12 protein-coding genes and 1 other RNA gene are annotated in these 14,778 nt (G+C 59.2%); 5 read left to right on the top strand and 8 right to left on the bottom strand.

Annotated elements, in window-relative coordinates; genetic code table 11:
• Positions 1 to 487 precede the first annotated feature (487 nt).
• Genes AC1RL4_RS14605 through AC1RL4_RS14590 form a run of 4 tightly spaced genes read left to right on the top strand, consistent with a single transcriptional unit; the run spans position 488 to position 3,464 of the window.
• The gene (locus AC1RL4_RS14605) at positions 488 to 1,894 is read left to right on the top strand and encodes a YfjI family protein (RefSeq protein WP_493119614.1); all 1,407 of its coding nucleotides are present in this window, start codon (positions 488 to 490) and stop codon (positions 1,892 to 1,894) included.
• Positions 1,881 to 2,234 carry a hypothetical protein gene (locus AC1RL4_RS14600; RefSeq protein WP_493119613.1) on the top strand — a complete coding sequence of 118 codons (354 nt, stop codon included), beginning with the start codon at positions 1,881 to 1,883 and terminating at the stop codon, positions 2,232 to 2,234. The genes AC1RL4_RS14605 and AC1RL4_RS14600 overlap by 14 nt, the downstream gene beginning before the upstream one ends.
• On the top strand, positions 2,218 to 3,198 hold the full coding sequence (locus tag AC1RL4_RS14595; RefSeq protein WP_493119612.1) for an integrase domain-containing protein: 981 nt from the start codon (positions 2,218 to 2,220) through the stop codon (positions 3,196 to 3,198). Before AC1RL4_RS14600 ends, AC1RL4_RS14595 begins: the two co-directional genes overlap by 17 nt.
• A complete protein-coding gene (locus tag AC1RL4_RS14590; protein ID WP_493119611.1) occupies positions 3,195 to 3,464 on the top strand; it encodes a hypothetical protein in 270 nt (89 codons plus the stop codon). Before AC1RL4_RS14595 ends, AC1RL4_RS14590 begins: the two co-directional genes overlap by 4 nt.
• Before the next feature lie 170 nt (positions 3,465 to 3,634).
• On the opposite strand, the gene AC1RL4_RS14585 is transcribed toward AC1RL4_RS14590, so the two are convergent.
• The 8 genes from AC1RL4_RS14585 to AC1RL4_RS14550 form a co-directional block, all read right to left on the bottom strand.
• The gene (locus AC1RL4_RS14585) at positions 3,635 to 4,891 is read right to left on the bottom strand and encodes an integrase domain-containing protein (protein ID WP_493119610.1); all 1,257 of its coding nucleotides are present in this window, start codon (positions 4,889 to 4,891) and stop codon (positions 3,635 to 3,637) included.
• 187 nt (positions 4,892 to 5,078) lie between these two features.
• Positions 5,079 to 5,472: a transfer-messenger RNA gene (gene ssrA / locus AC1RL4_RS14580) on the bottom strand.
• A 97-nt stretch (positions 5,473 to 5,569) separates the two neighbouring features.
• The gene (locus tag AC1RL4_RS14575; RefSeq protein ID WP_019582464.1) at positions 5,570 to 5,845 is read right to left on the bottom strand and encodes a PA2433 domain-containing protein; all 276 of its coding nucleotides are present in this window, start codon (positions 5,843 to 5,845) and stop codon (positions 5,570 to 5,572) included.
• 218 nt (positions 5,846 to 6,063) lie between these two features.
• Complete coding sequence (locus AC1RL4_RS14570) at positions 6,064 to 8,874, bottom strand: FAD-binding and (Fe-S)-binding domain-containing protein (RefSeq protein WP_230173830.1); 2,811 nt, start codon at positions 8,872 to 8,874, stop codon at positions 6,064 to 6,066.
• On the bottom strand, positions 8,871 to 9,542 hold the full coding sequence (locus AC1RL4_RS14565; RefSeq protein ID WP_019582462.1) for a LutC/YkgG family protein: 672 nt from the start codon (positions 9,540 to 9,542) through the stop codon (positions 8,871 to 8,873). Before AC1RL4_RS14565 ends, AC1RL4_RS14570 begins: the two co-directional genes overlap by 4 nt.
• Entirely contained in the window at positions 9,542 to 10,996 is a 1,455-nt protein-coding gene (locus AC1RL4_RS14560; protein ID WP_230173845.1) for a LutB/LldF family L-lactate oxidation iron-sulfur protein, read from the bottom strand. The genes AC1RL4_RS14565 and AC1RL4_RS14560 overlap by 1 nt, the downstream gene beginning before the upstream one ends.
• Positions 10,993 to 11,817, bottom strand: coding sequence for a (Fe-S)-binding protein (locus tag AC1RL4_RS14555; RefSeq protein ID WP_018929467.1), 825 nt, complete (start codon positions 11,815 to 11,817; stop codon positions 10,993 to 10,995). Before AC1RL4_RS14555 ends, AC1RL4_RS14560 begins: the two co-directional genes overlap by 4 nt.
• A 150-nt stretch (positions 11,818 to 11,967) precedes the next feature.
• Positions 11,968 to 13,659: a lactate permease LctP family transporter gene (locus tag AC1RL4_RS14550; RefSeq protein ID WP_007933491.1), complete on the bottom strand. Its 1,692-nt coding sequence runs from the start codon at positions 13,657 to 13,659 to the stop codon at positions 11,968 to 11,970.
• Positions 13,660 to 13,921: 262 nt separating this feature from the next.
• Between AC1RL4_RS14550 and AC1RL4_RS14545 the strand changes: the two genes are divergently transcribed.
• Positions 13,922 to 14,689 carry an FCD domain-containing protein gene (locus tag AC1RL4_RS14545; protein ID WP_018929469.1) on the top strand — a complete coding sequence of 256 codons (768 nt, stop codon included), beginning with the start codon at positions 13,922 to 13,924 and terminating at the stop codon, positions 14,687 to 14,689.
• Positions 14,690 to 14,778 lie beyond the last annotated feature (89 nt).

The following is a 14,778-nucleotide window of genomic DNA, read 5'->3' as shown; positions in this document are numbered from 1 at the left end:
ACCTCTCGGCACACTTCGCTGCGCCAGACCACGCCCGTCTCTTTCTGCTGGAAAGAGACGGGCGCTCGTACTACTGCTGCAAGTCACGTCGTACAGGGCATTGCCGCAACTTTCCTCGTGACAATCGGCCTGACAAACCCGATTCGTCGCCATCCGCAACGACACAGGCACCGGTGCCGCAGCCTATGGAAAGGCTGTACCTGGCTGACAGTCAGGCATGCCCCAGGTGTCCAGGTCTTTGCCCTCTCCCACTCAGGATCTCTAGGTGCCGAACTCGTCAGTCGGCATAGCCTCCACCCGCCCGTATCTTCGGATACATCAAGGAGGTCAGGTTCATGGGCTCATGCCCTCGCTCCCGGTCGTAAGGAGCCGTTCGTTCCGCGTCAGTGAGCACCTCACAGGCCGCAGGGGCCTTGATCCCTGATAACACTCAACAGCCGTGGCGGGAGTACGTGAGGACAACCAGCAATCACCGAGGAGAGGGCCCATGCAGCAGTTAGATCCGAAGCTTGAACTACCACGATCCCCTCGACCGTTAATCGAGTCGAATTCCGTGGCCGAGCCTTATCCGGTCCACGCGCTGGGCGACATTCTTGGGCCTGCGGTGGAACGCATGGCTGAGGTCATCGGCGTGCCCCAGGCATTGGCCGCACAATCGGTGTTGGCCGCCTCGGCCCTGGCCACCCAAGGTCATGCGGGCTTACAGCTCGATGGAAGAAATTATCCCCTGTCGCTGTACCTGATCACGGTAGCCGCGTCAGGGGATCGTAAAACGGCGGCAGATCGATTTGCATTGCTGCCAGCACGGCAATGGGAGCGTGAGCAGTGGCAGCGCTACCGTGAACAACTCGCCCGGTTCCGTGCCGCGCAGCGACAAGCGCAGCGTATCAACCCTACCGATCCCAAGTCCGCAAACGGCGTGCCGTTCGAAGCGGAACCCTCGGCCCCCCGGCTGATCACCACGGACCCGACTATCGAGGCTCTGATCAAAGGGCTCTGCCATGACTTGCCCAGCATGGGTCTGTTCTGTGATGAGGGCGGACAATTCCTCGGCAGCAGTACCATGAGTCGGGATCACCGTTTGAAAGCGGTCACGACCTTGTCGTCACTCTGGGACGGTAGCCCGATTGATCGTGCTCGCTCGATGGCAGGCGAGAGCCTGCGAGCCTATGACCGGCGCGTGAGCCTGCACCTGATGCTGCAACCATACCTTGCCATGCAGTTACTCAGTGACCCGTTGCTGCAGGGGCAAGGTATCCTCGGTCGCTGCCTGATGACCTGGCCTACCAGCTTGGCCGGGCAGCGCAGTTACCAGGCTGTCGATCTGTCCAAAGACGCCGCTCTAAAGCGATATCACTACCGCCTTTCGGCCCTGTTTCATCAGCCTTGGTCACTTTCCGTTGACGGTGCTCTGCAACTATCACCGCTGAGTCTCAGCCCGTTGGCCCGCCGTCGCTGGATTGATCTGCATGATGCCATCGAAGCCCAGTTGGGTGAGTTTGGCGAGCTGGCCAGCGTACGGCCTAGCGGATCGAAGGCCGCCGATAACCTGCTCCGCGTCGCCAGTATCCTAGCCGTCGTGGAGGAGAGCAGTGTCGTGGAGGTCGACCATATCCAACGGGCCTCCGCTTTAGTCGGCTACTACCTCACGGAGATCCAGCGCCTGACCGAACAGGAGCCGGTGTGTCGAGTAAAGGAAGAGGCGGACCGGCTGCTGCGCTGGCTGCAGGTCAAGGATTGGAAGCGCTTCAGTATTCGTGATCTGAATCGCAACGGCCCGCGCTTTGCCCGCAAGAGCAGCCGTCATGCCGCCAAGCTGTTGGTCGAGTTGCTTGATCATCATTGGCTGATCACTGACGGCCAGACGTTCGAGGTGCGCCATGTTCAATCTTGATGAAGCGCTGCGCAACCATCTGGCTCAGCGCCAAAAGGAGCCGAAAGCGCGGTTTGTCGCCGCGACTGTCGCCACTTTGTCGCCACGCTCAAAGCCAGGCAGGACGAGGGTTGTCGCCACTGTCGCCGGTGTCGCCACCACCCATAAAATTATTGCTTCGACGACAGCCATTATTCAATGGTTGAAAGAGCAGGGCGCGCATCTCTACGTCGCCGACAACACGCTGTGTTTTCGCCCGACTGATTGGACTCAGCTCTCTATCGTGAGTGCGCACTGGCAAGCCCTTTTGCATGATCTCGCTGCAGTCGATCAGGAGCAGAAAAATGGCTCGGGTCGGTGAGCTATCTGGGCGCAATTTTGGCTTCGGTCGCCAGCTCAGCTATGCCGGACCGCAAGCCCTGAGAGACCTGTTTGGCGACGGCCATTTTGCTACCGTGAAAGCCCATAGCGATCGCTGGCAGGCCTTCGTGCAGTGGTGTCGATCAGAGGAGGGACCCGGACTCAACGACGCGCGACAGATCGACCGTGAGATCCTCATGCGGTACGCCTTCCATGTGCGCGAGCAGCTTAATCAGGGCAACGTCGGCATCGCCACCGCGCAGAACCGCCTATCCAGTGTCAACCGAACGATGGCCGCGCTGCGCGGTGATCAGTACGTCAAAATCCCCAGTCCGAGCAAGGCGCTGGGTTTGCAGCGCTCAAGCGTGCGTAGTGAGGCCCCAGAAGGCCAAGACCGTGTGCAGGTTAGGCTGATTGTGCAAGCGCTGTCAGAGCGACAGCAATCGAGGGTGAGTGCCATTGTGGTCCTCGCCCGGGAGACTGGTATGCGCCTGCGTGAGGCGATCCTGGCGGACTTGCCGCGGCTGCAACGTGAGGCTCGGCAACTGGGCAAGATCAACATTCAGGATGGCACCAAGGGCGGTCGGTCAGGCGCATCTGCTCCGCGTTGGATTACGGTCACGGATCAAGTCCGTGGCGCCCTCGACAGGGCTAGCGAGGCCTCACCCAAGGGCAGTCGGAATCTGTTAGCACCTGATGAAAGCTACAAAAAATTCTTACAAACAATCGTGCGACCGGCACGGGACATCCTGCATGAGCATGGATTGAAAGGCTTTCATGAACTGCGGGCGGCTTACGCCTGTGAGCGCTATGAGCAACTGACCGGCCTCTCTGCACCCATCAATGGCGGTCGTGGTCATCGAGAAGATCGGTCACTCGATCAACATGCACGACAGCAGATCAGCCATGAGTTGGGACATAACCGCATCGATGTGGTGAGTGCCTACATTGGAGGTCGGCGATGACGTCCGAGTTCGATATGGCGTTGTTTCTCAGCCCTGTACTCAAAGGTGCGCATGCCACGCGGAAGCGACACATCAGGCAGGCAGAAAGAATGCACGCGGCGATTCGTGAGCGCTGGGGAAGCGCGTCGCCTTGGTCGTGGAAGGAAAAGCACACCAGATGGTTTTTAGAGCACTATCTGCGTTGCTCAGCACCAGCGACCGTCTATTACTATGAATTAACAGTAGGATTGATCTGCCGCAGAAAGGCGCAACTCGTGGTTGTCTGATAGACCTTTTAAGCGTGAGCCCCTGAGTATGGGAATGCGGAGCCTTCCCATACTCAGGGGCTTGGCCGAAGAGGCGCAGGCATACCAGCGATTTAGCGACAGTCGTCACGCCTGTCGCCCTTCTGCACGACACGGATTGTAGCCGGAGTCGCGTACCTACCTTTGGATGCTCAGCGAATCGGTACGACGTTGCGGTCCCTGGTTTGATTGAAGGCCGATGCCGACAGGCTGCCGGTGGCCGCCTTCTGGATATGTTCACTCCACCAGGCCATCATCGGACGCCGGCGTTCGATGTAATCCGCCCGGTTGTAGGCGCTACGAACTTCGTCCTTGTCGACATGCGCCAGCGCGACCTCGATCAGCTCCGGATCCCAGCCATGCTCATTCAGGATGGTGCTGGCCATGGAGCGCATGCCATGGCTGACCAAGCGGTCCTGGAAACCCATACGTTTCAACGCCATGTTGGCAGTCTGGCTGTTGGCGTGGGTACGTGGATTTCTGTCTGCCGGAAACACGTACTCCCTGTGGCCGCTGTGGGACTTGAGTGCCTCCAGCAGCGCGAGTGCCTGTTCAGACAACGGGATGGTATGCGGGCGACGCTTTTTCATGCGCTCCGGTGGGATGGTCCAGATATGTCTGTCGAAGTCGATGTCTGCCCATCGGGTGGTTGCCGCTTCGGCAGGACGGGTCATGGTGTGCAGCTGCCATTCGATCAGGCAGCGGGTCGTTCTTTTGATGGCGGCGTTGGCGATTTCCAGCATGAGCTCCGGAAGCTCATCAGGTGATAGCGCGGCCATGTTCTCTTTCTTGGGCTTTTTGAAGACCGCTCGAATACCGCTGAGGGGGTTGGCAAAGATCAGTCCCGAGTTTACCCCGTAGGTCATGATCTCGTTGAGCCGTTGGCTCAACCGTTTCACGGTCTCGAGGCTGCCTTTCGCCTCGATTGGCCGAAGCAGTGCGATGATCATCGGTGCGGTAATTTTTGAAATCGGCGTTGTTTTCAGGTCCGGAAATACATGCAGCGTGAGCGACCGCCAGATGTCCTCGGCGTACGCTGGGGTGACGGAGTCCTTCTTCAGCTCAAACCAAGCGGTAGCGACGTTCTCGAACGTGTGTTCTGTCTCCGCTCGTTTGGCTTCGTTCTGAATGTTGCGTTGCACCTTGGGATCTATGCCTTGTGCAAGTAGCTCACGTGCTTCAACGACTTTCTTTCGAGCGTTCGCCAACGAGAGCTCTGGATAAGTGCCCAGCCCCATGTTGATACGGTTCTTGGTTATCGGATCACGGTAGTTGAAGTTCCACAGCATTGAGCCGTTGCTCCTGACCCGGAGCTGGAGGCCGTCACCATCGCTGAGGACGTAATCTTTGTCTTTCGCCTTGACTGCCTTGAGCTGGCGGTCGGAAAGGCGGAGGGCTGGAGCAGGCATGAGAGCTACCTCTGACACCGTTTTGGTATTCCAAAAAATAGCACCGGATGCCTTGGAATACCATTTGGAATACAAAAAACGCTGGAACTCAAAAAACCTCGAAAGACCCTGGCTGAGCTGAAACCCCTGTATTTACTGGGTTTCAGGCACAAAAAAAGACGTCCGTGGACGTCTTTAGATGATGAAGTGGTGGAGCCGGGGGGAATTGAACCCCCGTCCGCCAGTACTCCGCTGTCGGTACTACATGCGTAGCCGTGTCTATTAAGTTAACCCTCAGCGACCCGACGGGCAGGGTGCTTTGGGCGAGTTGTGTAAGTTTTAGCCGCTTCGTCCACAACGTACTGCACGGCGATTCTGTTCTATATGACAATCACTTTGGGTTTACAGACATCCCCTGATGATTGCTGGACCCGAAGGTACCAGGAGGGAAGGGCTAAGGCTGCTTACGCAGCGAGAGCGTATTCCCCGTAGGTTTCGTCATTGGCAACTATAGGAAGTTGCAACAGTGGATTTACGACTTCTGTTACCAAGTCGGCATGCACCTAAAGTTTCGCAACCGGCGTCGAATCCAAAGCGGCCCCGAACCTGCTGTGTGTAACCAGCAGGTAAGCGAAGTGTACGCCAATACGCGCGGCGAGTCGACCTTCTGTCCTAACCTGCATGTTATCTGGCCTGGCCCTAATGGCTATTCATGTGGCTTTGAATGTCCTGAAGCGCTTGCTGCGCCAGGGAAACACACTCTCTGTCATTGTTGGAGGCGTGGGCGGCCTTGGCTTGTTCGGCTTTGGTGACGACGACACCTTTGGTGGCGGCGTCCAGCGTGGCTGCGCTGGACAGCTTGCTGTTGACCTCCTGGAGCTTCATTACGCATTGATCGCTATCGTTTGAGGCGTATGCGGAGGAGGCCAGCATTGTTGCAGCGATGAGCAGTCCAGCCAGGGCGGAACGCTTCATGGGTATCTCCTGGAACGGGGGTGGGGATTGGGCCGCGCTGATTGGGGCTTAACAAATGGACTGTGATGGCGTGCAAGGGTTCTGTTTTCGCTTGCGAGGGAGTGAAAGATTTTCCGGGAGGAGGGTGCGAAACAGGGGCAATGACGCCGAATGCACAATCCCTGTGGGAGCGGGTTTGTGCATTAGGCGTTAATGCCCCTTCTTTTTGTGCTTCGGTGTCAGACCGCTCTAGCCCGGGTCACTCGATCCACCAGATAAACCAGCCCGTGGTAGTCAATTCCACCGTGTCGTGTCAGACCAATCTCACAGGTGCGGCTGGTGGAGATCCCTTCGCTGCATTGCTGTACCGCGTCCTTCAGCGTGCGTAACGAATGGGCGTTCAATTCCGGCGTGGTGAAGCCTTTGTCGCCAGCAAAACCACAGCAGTGAATGCCTTCCGGAATGACCACGTTTTTACTGCATTTGCGCGCCAGATCGATCAACGCCTGGCTCTCGCCTAGATGCTGCGTGCTGCACGTGACGTGCACCGCGATCGGCGCTTCCTGCGGGGTGAAGTCCAGTCGATCCATCAAGTGAGTGCGGATGAAACGCACCGGGTCGTACAGGTCCAGTCGTACGTCGCCCAGATCCTGAACCAGCCGCAGCGTGCAGGGGCTGGTGTCGCAGTAGATCGGGTCGAGCCCGCCACGACTGGCGTGCAGTAGTGCGCCGATCAGCTCCTGACGTTTGTGTTCGGCCTGTTCGGCATAGCCCTTGGACGCGAATGGCTGGCCACAGCAGAGGTTGTCCTGATTGTCTGGGAAGACGACCTGGTAGCCGGCTTTTTCCAGCAGGCCACGGGTTTTGTCGTACAGCGACATTTGCTCTTTATCACCCGCCGCCGGGCCCATGACCCGCGACACGCAGGCCGCGAGGTACACCACCCGAGGGCGTTTGTCCGACACGCTCGGGCTGAAGCGAATGGCCTTTTCCGGTTGTGGCATGGCGTTGGTCCATTGTGGAACCTGGCCTTTGGACAAGCGGGTCAATGTTGCCGAAAGCTTCGCCAAACGTGGTGCCCCCAGCAGCATTCGTGCTCCGTTGGCGACGTGCAGGGTGAAGCGCGCGCCTTGTAACGCAGTGGCGAAATTGCCTTCAATCCAGTTGGCGGTTTTCGTATGGCTCGCGTTACGGCTACGGAGCTTTTTCACCAGCTCGCCGGTGTTGATGCCTACAGGGCAACGTTGTGCACACAGGCCCGTGGCGGCGCAGGTATCGATGCCCTGATATTCGTAGGCTTGTTCCAGTTCGGCGGTGTCCATGCCGGCGCGTTTCTTCGCCTGGATGTCACGCCAGATCACGATGCGCTGGCGTGGGCTCAGCGTCAGGCCTTTCGACGGGCACACTGGTTCGCAGAAACCGCATTCGATGCACTTATCCACAATCTCATCGGCGGCGGGCAGCGGCTTCAGGTGTTTGAGGTGGATCTGTGGATCGTCGCTGAGCACCACGTCCGGGTTGAGAATGCCGTTGGGGTCGAGCAGGTTTTTAAGCTGCCACATCAACTGGTAGGCATCGCTGCCCCATTCCAGTTCGACGAAGGGCGCCATGTTGCGCCCCGTGCCGTGTTCGGCTTTCAGCGAACCACCGAATTCCACGGCCACCAACTGCGCTACGTCGTCCATGAACGCCTGGTAACGTGCGATTTCTTCCGCGCTGTTGAAGCCTTGGGTGAAGACGAAGTGCAGATTGCCTTCCAGAGCGTGTCCGAAAAGGATCGCTTCGTCGTAGTGATGTGTGTCGAACAGCTCGATCAAGCGGTTCACGCCGATGGCCAGTTGTTCCACCGGGAAGGTCACGTCTTCGATGATCACCGTGGTGCCGGTTTTGCGCACCGCGCCGACGGCGGGGAAGGTGTCCTTGCGGATCGCCCAGAGCCGGGCGTTTTCCACAGGGTCTTCGGTGAAGTCGACTTGTTTCTCTACCGGAAAGCCGGTCAACGACGCCATGATCTGCGCCAGTTGTTCCTGCAGCAACGTGGAAGAGGCGGCGCGGGATTCGATCAGCAGAGCGCAGGCATTAGACGACAGTTGTTGTACGAAAGCCGGCATGCCGGGTTTGTCCTGCACTGAGCGCAGGCTGCGACGGTCCAGCAGTTCCACGGCCGACACCGGTTGGCTTTTCAGGACGGTGACGGCGTTGCAGCAGGTTTCCACGTCCGGGAACACAATCAGCGCCGACGCCTTGTTCGGGTGGTCGATCACCGTGTCGTAGGTCACCGCGCTGATGAACCCCAGCGTACCTTCGGAACCCACCAGCAAGTGGCTCAAGATATCCACAGGCTCGTCGAAGTCCACCAGGGCATTGAGTGACAGCCCGGTGGTATTTTTCAGACGGTATTTGTGGCGAATTTTCGCAGCCAGTTCGGCATTGGCGCGGGTCTCGCGGCCCAGCGTCGCCAGGCGCGCCAGCAATTCGGCGTGACTCTTTCGGAACGCCGCAACACTGCTGGGGTCTTCGGTATCGAGTCGGCTGCCATCGGCCAGCACCAGACGAATGCCGGCCAGGGTGTGATAGGTATTTTGCGCTGTGCCGCAGCACATGCCGCTGGCATTGTTGGCGACGATGCCGCCGATTTTGCAGGCATTGATCGACGCCGGATCCGGGCCGATCTTGCGTCCGAACGGTGCCAGCCACGCATTGGCCTGCGCGCCGATCACGCCGGGTTGCAGGCGGATTTGCGTGCCCTGGCCACGGATCTCGCGACCGTTCCAGTTATCCCCCAGCACGATCAGCACCGAGTCGCTGATGGCCTGGCCAGACAGGCTGGTGCCGGCGGCGCGGAAGGTCACCGGGACGTGGTCCCGTTGTGCCAGTTTGAGCAGCGCCACTACTTCGTCTTCGGACTCGACGCGGATCACCAGTTTTGGAATCAGCCGATAGAAACTGGCGTCGGTGCCGAAGGCCAGGGTCGACAGCGGATCGTCGAAACGTCGTACTTCAGGAATCAGTTGCTGCGCATCGCGCAGAAAAGCCGCCGGTAGACTCATTGGTCCTCCAGGATCAACACCACCAAGTCTTTCGGGCCGTGGGCACCGTAAGCCAGCACTTGCTCGATGTCGGCAGTCTTCGACGGGCCGGACACCAGCAAGGCGTTGGTCGGCATGCCTTGGGCCCATTCGAATTCCTGCTGCACCTGATAGAAGTTGTCGCGGATTTCACTGGCCTTGAGCAGGGCGAAATGCACCGGCGGCACCAGGCTCATCAAGCGCGGTTCTTCCCGCGTCGGCCAGAGAATCAGGCTACCGGTCGCGGCGATCGCACCGAGGGTGGTGGTCAGGCTGGCCGGGGTGTCGTTGAACAACTCGGCTTTCCATTCCTCGACCGGGCGGTTGTAGGCTTTGAGCGCTGGCAGGCCAGGGTTTTTCGCCCAATGCTCGGTGATGCGTTGCCCGTGGGGCGTCGTCGGCGCAATCAGCAGGCTCGGCAGCTGGCGAGTCTGCAGCAGTTGCGCCAGCAGTTCGGGCCAGCCTTCTTTGGACGTCAGATGGATTTCGGTGTGCACCGCTTCCATCAGTTTGCGCAGTTGCGAAATGCGTTGTTCCGGCGTGTAGGTGTAGGGCTCGGTCACCAGTTCGACATCGAAGTTGTCAGCCACCGGCGTGGTGCCCGTCAGACTGTTGCGCAACTTGGCGAGGATATTTTGCTTGGCGCTCATCAATGGTCCCCTTGTTTGGCCAGATGCTCGCGGGCCATGTCATGCAGTGAGCGGGCCGCGGGTTTCGGTGCGCTGTGGTTCTGGGTCCATGGGCCGACGTTGCTCGGTGTCAGCGCTCGCAGGCGAGTGGCGAAGAAGCCGAACAGGCGATAAAGCGTTGGCGAACTGTTGAGCCTGGCCCAGGCGTTCCAGATAAATCGTTCTTTGCGCGAATACTTGCTGCCCTGACCGCGCATCACTTGATGCGGGCTGTCCGGCGCTTTGACGTTTTCTTCCCGCAGGCGACGCAGCAATGCAGGGATCGGAATTTTTACCGGACAGACTTCACCGCAGGCGCCGCATAACGACGAGGCACTCGGGTGGTCGGGGACTTTCGCCAGACCGACCATGTGCGGGGTGATGATTTTTCCGATAGGCCCAGGGTAAACCTCGCCGTAGGCATGACCGCCGATTCGGGTGTAGACCGGGCAATGATTCATACAAGCGCCGCAGCGGATGCAGTTCAGGGTCTGGCGTAATTCGCTGTCGGCAAATGCCTGGCTGCGACCGTTGTCCAGCAGCACCAGGTGCACTTCCTGTGGGCCGTCGAGTTCATGTTCCTTGCGCGGGCCGGAGATCATGTTGACGTAAGTGGTGATCGGGATGCCCAGGGCCGAGCGGGTCAGCAGCGACAGGAGTGGGACCACGTCGCGCAGGTTTTCCACGACTTTTTCGATGCCGGTGACGGCGATGTGTACTGGCGGCACCGTGGTGGTCATCCGACCGTTGCCTTCGTTTTCCACCAGCAGCAAGGTGCCGGTTTCGGCCACGGCGAAGTTGACACCGGAGACGCCGATGTCGGCTTCGAAGAATTTCTGCCGCAAGACTTTGCGACCGATCTGAATGAGTTGGTCAACGTCCTTGGTGTACTCCACGCCAAGTTTGTCGTGGAACAAGGACGCGACCTGACCGGCATTCTTGTGGATCGCCGGCATAATGATGTGTGAAGGCTTCTCGTGGTCGAGCTGGACGATGTATTCCCCCATGTCCGACTCCAGGCATTCAATGCCTTGAGCTTCGAGGAAATGGTTCATCTCCATCTCTTCGCTGACCATCGATTTGCCCTTGATCACTTGCCGCCCCTCGTGAGCGCGGATGATCGACAAGACGATGCCATTGGCTTCGTCCACCGTTTCCGCCCAGTGCACTGTCACACCGTTGCGGGTCAGGTTCTGTTCAAGCTGCTCGAGCAGGTCGGGCAACTTGGATAACGCACGGGCGCGGACGGCATTGCCCAGCGCTCGCAAATGTTCTCTTTCATGGGCATCGCTGAAGGACGCTGCCCGTTTGTTCATCAGTGAATCCATCGCGCTGCGAAAGTTGTTTCGCAATTGCGTGTCAGCCAAAGCCTTGTGAGCCCGGCTGCGAAAATCTTCTTCTACGGCGACCGTAGGAATAATCGTGGAGCTGCTCATCGGGCACCTCCGGTTCGCTGCCAAAGGAAGCTGGCCAGATGCTGACCGCGCAACGCCTCCTGCTGTTTCTCCAACGAGCCGTTGATGTTCATCAGGCAGCCGCAGTCGGCACTGAGTACCTTGTGCGCGCCGGATTCCTTCAACGCACGGGTCTTGTCAGCCACCATCGCGCCGGAAATATCCGGCATACGGACGCTGAAAGTCCCACCAAAGCCACAGCATTCACTTTCGTGGCTGTGGTCGACGCGCTCCACGTTGCTCAGCTGCGCCAACAACTCACGGCCATGCAAGTGGGTGTTCATTTCACGGCGTGCCGAGCACGACGTGTGCAACGCCACTTTCACCGGTTCGCCGCTGTCCTTGAGCTGCACCTTGCAGACAAACAGCAGGAACTCGGCAAGTTCGTAAGTCCGTGCCGCGAGGGCCTGAACCTGTTTCAACGTTTGCGGCTCGTCCTTGAACAGGTCGGCATAGTGTTCGCGCAACATGCCCGCGCAAGAACCCGACGGCACCACCACCGGATAATCCCCGGCAAACAACGCCAGTTGCGAGCGCGCCACGGTCCGGGCCTGTTCGGTGTAACCCGAGGTGTAGGCCGGTTGCCCGCAGCAGCTTTGCCCTTGCGGGTATTCGACACGAATGCCCTCGCGTTCCAGCAGGTGGATCGCGTCCATCCCGGCTTCGGGGTAGAACAGATCCACCACGCAGGTCCCGAACAGGTACACCCGTGACGGTTTTTCGCTGGGGTATTGCCGAGGTTCAGGCAGTGGCGGGGCGACGCGGGTCGCGTTCGGCACAGCGTTGTAAAAAAGCTCGCTCATCAGGCGTGTCTCCGGGTGGTCCCGGTTATCCGTCCGCTGAGGCTGCTGAATATAGAGAGAGAAGCTTTCAGCAGCCTTGCAGACCCGGTTGTGAATAGCTGACACCGGAGCGTAACCCGGTGTCGGTTTTTTCCGTGTGGTGTGTAGTGCTTAGTGCACCAGCATGCCGGTGAACCAGTAAGCCTGAGCCAAGGTGATCAGGCCGACGATCGTTGCAAAGAATAGGCTGTGCTTGAGGGTGAAGCGGAACAGATCCGATTCTTTACCCACCAGCCCGGTCGCGGCGCAGGCCACGGCGATCGATTGCGGCGAGATCATTTTGCCGGTCACCCCACCGCTGGTGTTCGCCGCCACCAACAGGGTGTCGTTGACGCCGATCTGGTGCGCGGTGGTGGCTTGCAGCGAACTGAACAGCGCGTTAGACGAGGTATCGGAACCGGTCAGGAACACACCGAGCCAGCCGAGGAATGGCGAGAAGAACGGGAACGCCGCACCGGTGCCTGCCAATACCAGAGCCATGGTCGACGACATGCCCGAGTAGTTGGTAACGAAGGCGAAGGCCAGCACCATGCCGATGGACAAAATCGGCCAGCGCAGTTCGTAGAACGTTTCTTTTAAAGTGGTCAGACCAGTTTTAATATTGACCTTCAGCACCAGCATCGAGATCAGCGCGGAGAAGAAAATCGCCGTGCCGGTCGCGGAAACCGGATCGAGTTTGAACACCGCCGGAATCGCTGTCGGGTTGGTTACGATCGGCGCAACCTTGATCACCATTTGATCTAGGTGCGGGATCGCGAAGTTGAACACCCAGCCATACATCGAGCCGCCGGCGGCAAACATCGCCTTGAACGGTTTCAGCGTCCAGATGGTGACCAATACGGTGAGGATCAGGAACGGCGACCAGGCTTTGAAAATTTCCCCCAGGCTGTAAGGCGAAGCCACGGTGGTGCGCGGTTGGCCGAAACCACCGGTGCTGGCCACCACGGAAGCCGAGACTGCGCCGACGATGTGCGCGCCCGCAGCGCGTTTTGGCTGCCAGATTTTCAGGAACAGCGTCAGGGAAATCAGGCTGACCAGCGCCGAGGTGATGTCCGGCAGTTCCGGGCCAATGAAGTTCGAGGTGAAGTATTGGGTGATGGCAAAACTCAAACCGGCCACCAGCGCAGCTGGCCAGGTTTCCCGAACGCCGCGCAGGCCGTCCATCATGAACACCAGCCAGAACGGCACGAACAGCGACAGCAACGGCAGCTGGCGACCGGTCATGGCGCCGATCTTGAACGCGTCGATGCCGGTGACTTGCCCGGCGACGATGATCGGAATCCCCAAGGCGCCGAAGGCCACCGGCGCGGTGTTGGCGATCAGGCACAGGCCGGCGGCGTACAGCGGGTTGAAGCCCAGTCCAACCAGCAATGCGGCGGTAATCGCTACCGGTGCGCCGAAACCGGCGGCACCTTCCAGGAACGCGCCGAAGCAGAAGCCGATCAGCAGCACTTGCAGGCGCTGGTCGTCGGTGATCGACAGCACCGAGCTGCGGATCACTTCGAACTGGCCACTCTTGACCGTCAGTTTGTAGAGGAACACCGCTGCCACGATGATCCACGCAATCGGCCACAGCCCGTAGGCAAAGCCATATCCAGCGGCGGCGAAAGCCATATCGACCGGCATCTGGAAAGCGAAGATTGCCACGGCAATGGACAACGCCAGGGTAATGCTGCCGGCCACATGGCCTTTGAGGCGGAACACGGCCAAGGCCAGGAAGAAAAATACGATGGGAATGACGGCCGCGAGTGCGGACACGCCGAGACTGCCGAGCGGGCTGTAGAGCTGTTGCCAGGTTTGCATATGGGGTGGCCCCTAATTGTTGTTGGTCAGGCACTGGTCAGCGTTCTTGGATAATTGGTAAGACCAATTTACAATCGCTGTTGGCTAGGGTAAAAGCCTTGGAGGCGGTGTGTCAATTTGCCGCCCTAAAACTTTTGTCGAATGAGCGGTGCAGAATGCATCTGATCTGTTCGATCAAGCGTCGTCTGGTAGGTGCTGGCGCAGCGCCGATAGGCCAGAATAGAGAGCCCGGCGAGCCGCCGGGATCGTGGAGAATTGAGTGATGGGGTTTGATCAGATTCGGCAACGCCGTTTGTCTGACGATATTGTCGAGCAACTCGAGGGGATGATTCTCGAGGGCACCTTGAAGGCTGGCGAACGCCTGCCGGCAGAGCGTGCGTTGGCCGAGCAGTTCGGCGTGTCACGCCCTTCGTTGCGTGAGGCGATTCAGAAACTGGTGGCCAAAGGGCTGCTGGTCAGTCGTCAGGGCGGCGGCAACTATGTGGTGGAATCCCTGGGCTCGACGTTCAGCGATCCATTGCTGCACCTGCTGGAGAGCAACCCCGAGGCCCAGCGCGATTTGCTGGAGTTTCGCCATACCCTGGAAGCATCCTGCGCTTACTACGCGGCACTGCGTGCCACCGATGTGGATCGTGAGCGGCTGACGGCGGCGTTTGACGAATTGCAGGACTGCTATTCGCGCCACGATGAAGTGAGTCGGGCGGAAGAGGGCGCGGCGGATGCGAATTTCCACTTGGCGATCGCCGAGGCCAGCCATAACGCAGTGTTGCTGCACACCATTCGCGGGCTGTTCGACCTGCTCAAGCGCAACGTGGTGACCAACATTGGCGGCATGTACAAACAGCGCGTCGAAACCCGTGACATGCTGATTGCGCAGCACCGGGAGTTGTACCAGGCGATTATTGAGGGGCGGGCGGAAGAGGCGCGAGAAGTGTCCAGTCGGCACATTTTGTATGTGCAGGAAGTGCTGGAAGAGGTGCGTCAGGAAGTGCAGCGCATGGCACGGGCGGAGCGACGCAAGGGGATGTAGTGACAGGCGATTCAGTGTGGCGAGGGAGCTTGCTCCCGTTCGGCTGCACAGCAGTCGCCAGCAGGCTTGATGCCGCCAAACCAGGGGGC

It is taken from the genome of Pseudomonas sp. GW822-FHT07A10 (assembly GCF_058798795.1).
This window is presented reverse-complemented; position numbering and strand designations above follow the sequence as displayed.

Coding starts and splice junctions, on each gene's coding strand:
- AC1RL4_RS14555 (WP_018929467.1), bottom strand. CDS start 11,817: ATGAGCGAGCTTTTTTACAACGCTGTGCCGAACGCGACCCGCGTCGCC.
- AC1RL4_RS14585 (WP_493119610.1), bottom strand. CDS start 4,891: ATGCCTGCTCCAGCCCTCCGCCTTTCCGACCGCCAGCTCAAGGCAGTC.
- AC1RL4_RS14570 (WP_230173830.1), bottom strand. CDS start 8,874: ATGAGTCTACCGGCGGCTTTTCTGCGCGATGCGCAGCAACTGATTCCT.
- AC1RL4_RS14545 (WP_018929469.1), top strand. CDS start 13,922: ATGGGGTTTGATCAGATTCGGCAACGCCGTTTGTCTGACGATATTGTC.
- AC1RL4_RS14550 (WP_007933491.1), bottom strand. CDS start 13,659: ATGCAAACCTGGCAACAGCTCTACAGCCCGCTCGGCAGTCTCGGCGTG.
- AC1RL4_RS14565 (WP_019582462.1), bottom strand. CDS start 9,542: ATGAGCGCCAAGCAAAATATCCTCGCCAAGTTGCGCAACAGTCTGACG.
- AC1RL4_RS14605 (WP_493119614.1), top strand. CDS start 488: ATGCAGCAGTTAGATCCGAAGCTTGAACTACCACGATCCCCTCGACCG.
- AC1RL4_RS14575 (WP_019582464.1), bottom strand. CDS start 5,845: ATGAAGCGTTCCGCCCTGGCTGGACTGCTCATCGCTGCAACAATGCTG.
- AC1RL4_RS14560 (WP_230173845.1), bottom strand. CDS start 10,996: ATGAGCAGCTCCACGATTATTCCTACGGTCGCCGTAGAAGAAGATTTT.
- AC1RL4_RS14595 (WP_493119612.1), top strand. CDS start 2,218: ATGGCTCGGGTCGGTGAGCTATCTGGGCGCAATTTTGGCTTCGGTCGC.
- AC1RL4_RS14590 (WP_493119611.1), top strand. CDS start 3,195: ATGACGTCCGAGTTCGATATGGCGTTGTTTCTCAGCCCTGTACTCAAA.
- AC1RL4_RS14600 (WP_493119613.1), top strand. CDS start 1,881: ATGTTCAATCTTGATGAAGCGCTGCGCAACCATCTGGCTCAGCGCCAA.